9 protein-coding genes and 1 pseudogene are annotated in these 8,778 nt (G+C 43.2%); 5 read left to right on the top strand and 5 right to left on the bottom strand.

What is annotated here, in order from left to right; translation table 11 throughout:
• Nucleotides 1-52 precede the first annotated feature (52 nt).
• Nucleotides 53-397, top strand: a pseudogene (locus VB740_RS14145) (peptidoglycan-binding protein); the annotation flags it as partial.
• Between the two features lie 92 nt (nucleotides 398-489).
• Here VB740_RS14145 and hemJ read toward each other — a convergent pair.
• From hemJ to psbQ, 5 genes are all read right to left on the bottom strand, one after another.
• Complete coding sequence (gene hemJ / locus VB740_RS14150; RefSeq protein WP_323200620.1) at nucleotides 490-1,071, bottom strand: protoporphyrinogen oxidase HemJ; 582 nt, start codon at nucleotides 1,069-1,071, stop codon at nucleotides 490-492.
• A gap of 187 nt (nucleotides 1,072-1,258) precedes the next feature.
• Nucleotides 1,259-2,110, bottom strand: a complete 852-nt coding sequence (locus VB740_RS14155) for an alpha/beta fold hydrolase (RefSeq protein ID WP_323200621.1) — start codon at nucleotides 2,108-2,110, stop codon at nucleotides 1,259-1,261.
• 1 nt (nucleotide 2,111) lies between these two features.
• Nucleotides 2,112-2,267 (bottom strand): histidine kinase, encoded by a 156-nt coding sequence (locus tag VB740_RS14160; RefSeq protein ID WP_323200622.1) that lies wholly within the window; start codon nucleotides 2,265-2,267, stop codon nucleotides 2,112-2,114.
• Nucleotides 2,257-3,375, bottom strand: coding sequence for an FAD-dependent oxidoreductase (locus tag VB740_RS14165; protein WP_323200623.1), 1,119 nt, complete (start codon nucleotides 3,373-3,375; stop codon nucleotides 2,257-2,259). The genes VB740_RS14160 and VB740_RS14165 overlap by 11 nt, the downstream gene beginning before the upstream one ends.
• 107 nt (nucleotides 3,376-3,482) lie before the next feature.
• The gene (psbQ, locus tag VB740_RS14170; RefSeq protein WP_323200624.1) at nucleotides 3,483-3,950 is read right to left on the bottom strand and encodes a photosystem II protein PsbQ; all 468 of its coding nucleotides are present in this window, start codon (nucleotides 3,948-3,950) and stop codon (nucleotides 3,483-3,485) included.
• A 359-nt stretch (nucleotides 3,951-4,309) separates the two neighbouring features.
• On the opposite strand from psbQ, the gene VB740_RS14175 reads away from it, so the two are divergent.
• The 4 genes from VB740_RS14175 to VB740_RS14190 form a co-directional block, all read left to right on the top strand.
• Nucleotides 4,310-4,738 (top strand): hypothetical protein, encoded by a 429-nt coding sequence (locus VB740_RS14175; RefSeq protein WP_323200625.1) that lies wholly within the window; start codon nucleotides 4,310-4,312, stop codon nucleotides 4,736-4,738.
• Between the two features lie 241 nt (nucleotides 4,739-4,979).
• On the top strand, nucleotides 4,980-6,155 hold the full coding sequence (locus VB740_RS14180) for a hypothetical protein (RefSeq protein WP_323200626.1): 1,176 nt from the start codon (nucleotides 4,980-4,982) through the stop codon (nucleotides 6,153-6,155).
• Nucleotides 6,156-6,322: 167 nt separating this feature from the next.
• Nucleotides 6,323-7,771 carry an NB-ARC domain-containing protein,Caspase domain-containing protein gene (locus VB740_RS14185; protein ID WP_323200627.1) on the top strand — a complete coding sequence of 483 codons (1,449 nt, stop codon included), beginning with the start codon at nucleotides 6,323-6,325 and terminating at the stop codon, nucleotides 7,769-7,771.
• Nucleotides 7,765-8,778 (top strand): tetratricopeptide repeat protein (locus tag VB740_RS14190; protein WP_323200628.1); only part of this gene is annotated, 1,014 nt, incomplete at its 3' end. The genes VB740_RS14185 and VB740_RS14190, both read left to right, overlap by 7 nt.

Raw genomic sequence — 8,778 nt, forward strand, 5'->3', positions numbered from 1 at the left:
GCACGGATCTAACTGAGAGGTGCGGGGAATAATATCCCCCATCGACTCAACCAAAGCTTGGGCTGTTGGCACCCACGGCACAGCAGAGCCTCACGAAGCATTAGTGCAAGTTGGAGATATAACTGTTTGTAGAGATTTCAATAAAGATTTTACACGGACTGGCGACAAACTTGATACAGGTGATAATTTTTATGTGAATCAGCACTACGGCTTTGATTATCCCCGGAATGATATTCGCCTTGCTAGTGCGGGTTGTTTAGTGGGACGGACTCGCCAGGGACATAGAGAGTTTATGGCGATTATTAAACAAGACCGCCGTTATGTCGCTAATCGCAAATATACTTTTTACACTAGCGTAATTCCTGGGGATGATTTACTGAAAACGTTTCCAGGATGAGGTAGTGGTTAATTGGTAGCATTTTTTGTTGTGATGCAGTGCTAGGGACGTACAACTGTGCGTCCCTACTTTGTGTGATACAGCAACTTTGTCTAACTTTGTTCTTGTGGTTGCCCTATCTGTGCCGTAAGCTTTTCTTTATCCTGCCTGCGTTTTTTGGCATACAGTTGAATAGTTACTGCCATGAAAATGATCATGGCGAAAATAGCCCAAGCAGCGATATCTGTAGGTAGATTATTCTTAAACACAGCCAGCAACACGATCGCTACTAACATAACTGTGGGTGCTTCATTTAGAGCACGTAATTGCTGACCACTCCAGCCACATTCATCTACTGCTAACTTTTTCATCAGCCGAGCGCAGTAATGATGATAGCCAATTAAAATGGCAACAAACAGCAATTTTATATGCAACCAACCCTCTTTTAAAACATCCGGTTCAGTGCTTACTAAACCGATCGCCATTGCGATCGTCACGTACATTCCTGGGTTAGTGATGATATAGTAGAGGCGCTTTTCCATAATTTGATACTGATTTTTCAGTATCGTTCGCGCTGGTTCAGGTTCAAGATTCGCTTCAACGTGATAGATAAAAAGACGTACCAAGTAGAACAAACCAGCGAACCAAACTACAAATCCGACAATATGAAATGCTTTAAACCATGAATAAGCCATTAATCCTAAACTCCATCAGTGTGAATGTGATACATTTTTAGTGTTAATAAAAAGCTCACAAATGCAGGCTGGAATAACATTATAAGTCTGGCAAAAATCCAGAATTAATTTCTTTACCACAGATAAATACCGATGATTTATCTGTGGTTTCATTTTTATAATATCGATTTTTGCCAAAAGTATATTGTCAATGAGTATCTTTCCGACGCACAAATGGTAAAAGGTCTTCTAAAATCGCCTCGTGGTAATGTTCTTGGGGATAATGTCCGACGTTATTAAGTTTTATTAATTCGGTATTTGGTACGGATTTGGCAAAATTTTCGGCAATGTCTACGGGCAACCAAGGGTCAATCATACCCCATTGAATGAGAATTGGCTGTTGCCATTCTTTAAAGCCAGATTCGATTTCTTTCATTGCTGAATCAAGCTGTAAATTGCGAATACTTGATAAGAGACTCCGCCCAGATGAAGAACTTTTTAAAAATGGTTTTCGATAAACATCTAATTCCTTATCTCCTATACGATAACGGCTTCCACCTTCTAGCGTCCGGTCAACTAATAGGGGGTCTTGGGTCATAACTTCACCTGCCAAAGGTAAACCCATTTGTTTAATTTTCCAGGGTAATTTGGCAGCAGTTGAAATTGGTGTATTTAAAATAGCTATATTGGCAATTTGTTCTGGATGACGCAAGGCGTATTGTAATCCTACAGAACCTAAAAATCCTTGGACAACTAAAGAAAAATGTTCAAGTTCTAGCGCTTTAATAAATCCTTCTAAAGCTGTGATAAAAGCATCGGGAGTGTAGGCAAAATCTCGTTTTTCTGGTTTTGCAGAAAAGCCATAACCAATCCAATCTGGAGCGATCGCTCTTGTACCCTGATTCGCTAAAGCAGGTATAATATTACGCCAACTATAACTTTGCGAAACTAAGCCGTGTAACAACAACACAGGCGCTAAGTCAGTTCTGCCGATTGGTAAAGATTCTCGATAAAACCATTCCAGTGAATCTACATTGATTTTATGTTCTGTTATTGACACGCTATATTCCTATATTGGGCATTGGGCATTGGGAATTGGGCATTGGGCATTGGGCATTGGGCATTGGGCATTGAGCATTAGTTATTCTTTCTCCCCCTGCTTCCCCTGCCTCCCCTGCTCCCTCATCCCCCTCATCTCCCCACTCCCTACTCCCCACTCCCCATTCCCTGAGAAATAATCATCTCACGAATTGCATAAGCTGTAGCGGGTGCTAGCAAAACGCCGTTGCGATAGTGTCCGGTAGCTAGGAGGACATTACTAAATCCTGGTAACTTCCCAATAACTGGGGCTGGGCGACCTTCAGGACGGGGACGTAAACCCGACCAAGTGCGGAGAATAGTTGCTGTGGCTAATTCTGGGCAAAATGCGATCGCTTGTTTTCTAACAGATTCCAATAGTTCTTGGTTTGGCGATATCTCATCGCCATTGCTGGGAAACTCTACTGTTGCGCCTACCCAGTAATCTCCACCGCCTACAGGAACAATATGCACATCGTTACCCGTTATCGCTGGTTGGAAGTCTGGATTGCCTAACGGATGCCCCACAAGCATTTGCAATGCTTGCCCAAGTACAGGGCGGATATCAATTATCTGATTTAATTTTGCCGTCAGTGGTGTTGAACCTAGCCCTGCTGCGACTACAAACCAATCTGCGGCTATTTTCCCTTCTGTAGTCTCAAGTTGATTGCAAAATTCCGGGGAAGATTCAGGTGGTGAGGTTTGGGCATCCAAAACAGCCACACCAAATTTGAAAGTTACACCATTTTGCTGGGCAGCCTCAACTAAAGCTAATGTCAGAGCAATTGGATCGATCTGGCGATCTTGGGGAGAATAAACAGCACCAGTAATTTTTTCGTGATTAACTTGAGGACAGATATTTTTGAGTTTAGCCGTGTCCCATATTTCTAAATGCCAGCCTTGAGAGTGGCGAACTTCTACCAGTTTTTCCCATACTGCTAAATTCTCTTCTTCCAAACCAAGACTGAGAATTCCCTGGCGATTAAAGGGGATTTTACGACCTGTTAAAGCTTCTAGTTCAGGAATCAAAGTTTCATAGCGTTGGATGCTAGTTTGCCGCATCTGCCAAGCTTTGCCTTTGATTTTTTGGCTGATTACGCCCATCAAAACGCCAAGTGCAGCACCCGTAGAAGCTTGTGCTGGTGGTTGGCGATCGCAAACTGTAATTTTTAGCCCTTTTACTTGACTAAGTTCATAGGCGATCGCAGCCCCAACTACACCACAACCGATAATAACTACATGACTCATTGCTGTTTGAGGCGAACATGGGGAGATTCGGGAGATGAGGGAACAGGGGGAGTAATTTTTACTCTCCCTCATCCTCCTCATTCCCCTCAGTTCATCTTAGCTTGCGCTTAACTTGCCTCTGCTTTACTGCTGGTTTTAGGAAGCAGATCGAGGAATTTGTCAATGTCTGCAAAAGCAGCTTGGGATTGATTCAAAGCAACTAGAGGATTGCCAGCACTAGTAGCTTTATCGAGTTTAACCAGGTCTTTAAAAAAATCTCGGGTTATTTGACGTGCTGTGGGTTGGTCTTTGGGTAGAAGGTTGGGAGTTACATAAGTCAGATTCAGCTTTGCTTCCGTTATTGGGCCATGTATAAAGTTACGTACATTGATCCAATCACCTTTTTTAATCAGGGTTGTCAATTCTTCTGAGCGATCGCGCACAGCCTGAATTTCAGGAACATAAGCCTGAATTTTTTCAAGTTGTACTGCTGTGTAAGTCGGAGGTGCGATCGCAACATCAGGGCTACCACAACTAATCAGGAATGTGGCCAATAGTACTAGTAAAAATGAAAAAATCGAGCGTTGACGCACCATATATTGAACTTAATTGCTTTTGGTTTACCGATTCACAGTGTCATTTTAGATCGCTAGCGCAGTCAATCGTTCTTGTCAGCCAAGGATTTTGCAGAAAATCTTGATATTTTTTCCAAACGGCAGAGTTTCATCTGCTTTTAAGGATTTTTTAAGTATGATTACTTAATAGGTGTTAGCCAGTCCCAACAAGAAACGATTTTTGGCATCTGTTAGCAACCAGGATTGTTAGGAAAATATGATTTAGAGTTGCGAAATCTCAAAGGTCTTGATAAGCTGAAACACCAATATGATCAGCCTTCTGGCGATTTTTCTGTCTTCACATTTCCCCAGATGCCGACACAATATAGGAGTGTTTTTTAGTGAACGCAGCTGAACAGGCAACGAACCTTGAACTCGCCAGCAACATTGCTACGGTGGTTAATTTGTTCAAATTCGAGTTTCCTGATGCCAAATCTGATCTCAAACCCTGGAAAAATGACCCGGAAACCAGGGAGTTAGTCGATCCAGATTCTATAGATATTGGCTTTCACTTTCCTGGTATCAGCAAATCTTGGCGAAGTCGTAGTATTTTAATTCAAATCCGATTTTATCAAGATCCCATCAATAATTCCCGGCGTGCGATCGGTGTGGAGGTAGCTGGATTCGATCATCGCGGTGAAGCGTGGCGACTTTCTACGGTAGAAAACTGGAGTGTTGTCGGCGCATCTTCGCCTTCTGATGAAATCGAGGAAAAGCTCAAACAAATTTGCCGACAGATTTTAGAAGTATTTAATAAACCAAGTGAATGAAGTCAACTTGTGTCAGAGAAAGTAACGCGATGTGCGACTTATTCTTCAAACCCCTCTCCAAACCTCTCCCCGTTGGCGTTAGCCTGCCGTTAGGCAAGCGGAGAGAGGCTTTAAGTTTTGCTCCCCTTCCCTTGTAGGGAAGGGGTTGGGGGTTAGGTTTGAGAGAAAGTTGCATACCGCGTAAAGTAGTAAGGAATAATACAGAGGAAAGCTTTGCATAGGCGTAGCCCGCCTTATCACAATGACCACTGTAATATTTGTACATGGCACAGGCATTAGGGAACGAGAATACAACGAAACCTTTCAGATAATTGAGCAAAAAATTCACGCCCAACGTCCTGACATCAAAGTTTCTCCCTGCCTTTGGGGTGCATTAGGTGCAAAGTTCAATGATAATCGCGCATCAGTACCCTTGGAGAATGCGACACTGGCTTTATTTCAAGGAGAAGAAGACGCAGATATTGTATTGTGGGGGAAATTATACCGCGATCCTCTGTATGAATTACGGCTGTTGTCTTTGAAACCTATTGAGTCAGGAAATCCCTTTGGGGAAGAACCAGGGGATGTTTTACAATCTCGTGTAGCCAGTCTCACTCCGGGATCTCAACTGGAAGCTAAGTTGCAAGAGGCGGGAATTGCAGAGGTATTTGAGCCAGCACGAGAGGCGGTTATCCAGAGTGAACCGTATCATCAGGCATTGCTCACTGTTTCCGAATCTGATTTGAGTGAATATTATGCACTAATAGCTAGAGCAGTTGTGGCTCAAGCAATGTTTATTAGCGAACTGCAAGAAAAATTTCCCCCCATACTCACCGATGCCCAATTGCGCGATGAAGTTGTGGAATTGCTGACTCTGGCTTTGGGAGAGGCGGAATTAGGATTAGGTGGCTGGTTATTAAAGCCATTTGTTGCACTAGCACAGCACGGCGGAACAAATTATGTCAGAGGAAACCGCCTTGAGTTAACTGATAAAATTTCCCCTATGCCTGGTGATATTTTGTTGTATCAGACGCGGGGTGAAAAAATCAGGGCGTTTATCCAAGAACAAATTGCCCAAGCAGAACCGCCAGTGGTTTTAATCGCCCATAGTTTGGGAGGTATCGCTTGTGTAGATTTGCTAGTGCAGCAGCAGTTGTCTCAGGTGGAATTATTGGTAACAGTTGGTTCCCAAGCACCATTTTTATATGAGATTAACGCCCTCTACAGCTTAGAATATGGGCAGTTATTGCCAGAGCATTTCCCGCAATGGTTGAATATCTACGATTTACGGGATTTTCTCAGTTACGTGGGTAATAGAATTTTCCCTGATCGCGTGCAGGATGTGCAAGTGGATAGTAGACAACCGTTTCCCCGTTCCCACGGTGCTTATTGGACAAATGCTAAAACCTGGGAGGCGATTATTTCGAGGTTGCCATAATGGTTTACTTTTTACGGTATCTAGAAAGCCAATTCAGTAATCGTAGAAGAACCTCTCCCCCAACCCCTCTCCGAAGCCCAGAGGGGAGTTTGGCTCCCCATTCCCTTGTAGGGAAGGGGGCTGGGGGGTTAGGTCATTTTTCCCATAACGTGAGAGGCTAAGTCATCATGCAGTTGATGGCTAAACCCGATCGCACATTTGGGTTAATTGTAGGTATTGAAAAGTACCACGAAACTGCTTGGAACGTGCCAGGTGGAGGGCCAGCCGATGACGCGCTGAAATTTGCTCATTGGCTGCATATGCACGGTGTACCGAAAGAGAATATCCGGTTATGTTTGTCAGCACTGGAAGAAAATCATCAGTTAATTGGGGAATGTGGGTTAACTGTAGAGTTAGCAACAGAGCAAAATATCTCCGACATTGTGACTAACTTTTTATCCCCAAAGTCGGGGGATTTACTCTACATTTTTTGGGCGGGACATGGTTTGATTACCTCAGAACGAGAGCGTCGGTTGCTTTGTGCTGATGCAAATAAACAGAATTGGCAGAATTTAGATTTAAATTCTTTATTAGTTTTGTTGGGTTCCGATAAATTTCAGATTCGGAATCATATTTGTATTATTGATGCCTGTGCCAATTATGTTTTAGAGTCGAAGGGAAGACCAACTAATTTAGGTGGCAAAGCTTTTCTGAGTGGACAGCCAAAGCAAGATAGTCAACAATTTGTCTTACTGGCTACGCGAGAAGGAGAGCAAGCTAAGGTAAATTCGGAAAATAAAACAGGATACTTTTCTCAAGCTGTGCGGGAGGCTTTTGCCGCAGCTAATGGGACTTTTCCCCCGAATATGAGGGAAGTTACTGAGGCAGTTAAGCAGCGATTTACCAGTTTAGATAAAAAACAACTGCCGACTTATTTTTATTCCCGCAGTTGGGATGGAGATATTGAAAAATCTCATTTCAATCCGTTTGATATCCCGCATAATATCCCACAGAGTCAAGCTCGTAAGTTTGTTGGCAGGGATGAGCAAATAGAACAATTGCATCAGCTATTGCAAGCAAATGATGTTGTGGTAATTAGCGATGTGACTGGACAAGGTGGCGTGGGTAAAACAGAGTTAGCTATTCAATACTCGTGGCAATATTTGGAAGATTATTCTGGCGGGTGTTGTTGGTTAAATCCCCAAGGTATTGATTTGGGAACCCAGTTAGTAGAGTTTGGAGTTGTGAATTTACCTAACTTCAATCCACCGGATGGATTAAGCCTAGCAGGTCAAGTTGCTTATTGTTGGAAGAATTGGCAAGCTGGTAAAGTTTTATTGATATTTGATGATGTCAAAGACTGGAAGCAAATTCAACTCTATCTACCACCTAAAGGTTCTCGGTTTAAGGTGTTAATTACTACTCGTCAAAACACAGGGTTAACATATCCATCACTGCCGTTAGGTAAATTGTCAGCAGATGCAGCTTTAGAATTATTAGCAAAACTATTGGAAGAAGATTTAGTTAAACAGGAGCCAGATAAAGCAAAAATACTTTGTGAACATGTGGATTATATACCCATTGGACTTTACCAAATAGCGGCTATCTGCCGTAAGCCAGGGAGAGAATTATGTTAGCAGACATCCTGGCACGGCTACAGAAGCAAGCATCAGCAGGCGAGTCTGGTGTAGCAGCAGCTTTTGACTTGAATTGGCAAAGCTTGGAATCAGAAGCACAAAAATTGGCTTGTTTGGTGAGTTTATTTGCTTTGGCTCCTATCCCCTGGTCTTTGCTAGAATCAGCAGCACGTGCTAGCCATTTGGAATTTGACCTCAAAGCTAACTGTACTATTTTAGTTGAGCGTTATCTGCTGCAAGAATTGGCAGATGACACCTACCAAGTTCACGAACGCATTCAGGAATTATTACGACAGAAATTAGAAGAGTTAGCAGAAGCGGATGAACTCAAGCGCGGCTTTTGTCAAGCAATGGTAGCCATAGCAAAAGATATTTCTGAGACACCCACATTGATAGAAATTGCTCAAGCGACTTTTGCCATCCCTCACCTTGCCGGAACTGCTACAGTTTACCAAGCTTGGTTAAGAGATGATGATTTAATCTGGCCTTTTGTCGGCTTGGGTATATTTTACCAAGGTCAAGGGGTCTACGAGCAAGCTTTAACTTGGCGTGAACAAAGTTTATCAGTTGTTAGAAAACGTTTTGGGGATGAACACCTCGATGTGGCAACTAGCCTGAACAATTTGGCATTCCTCTACGATTCACAGGGAAGGTATAGCGAAGCCGAACCTTTGTACATCGAAGCTTTGTCCATAAGAAAACGTCTGCTGGGGGATGAACACCCCGATGTGGCAACTAGCCTGAACAATTTGGCATTCCTCTACGATTCACAGGGAAGGTATAGCGAAGCCGAACCTTTGTACATCGAAGCTTTGTCCATAAGAAAACGTCTGCTGGGGGATGAACACCCCGATGTGGCAACTAGCCTGAACAATTTGGCATTCCTCTACGATTCACAGGGAAGGTATAGCGAAGCCGAACCTTTGTACATCGAAGCTTTGTCCATAAGAAAACGTCTGCTGGGGGATGAACACCCCGATGTGGCAACTAGCCTGAACAATTTGGCA

The organism is Nostoc sp. UHCC 0251 (genome assembly GCF_034932245.1).
Classification (GTDB): Bacteria; Cyanobacteriota; Cyanobacteriia; order Cyanobacteriales; family Nostocaceae; genus Nostoc.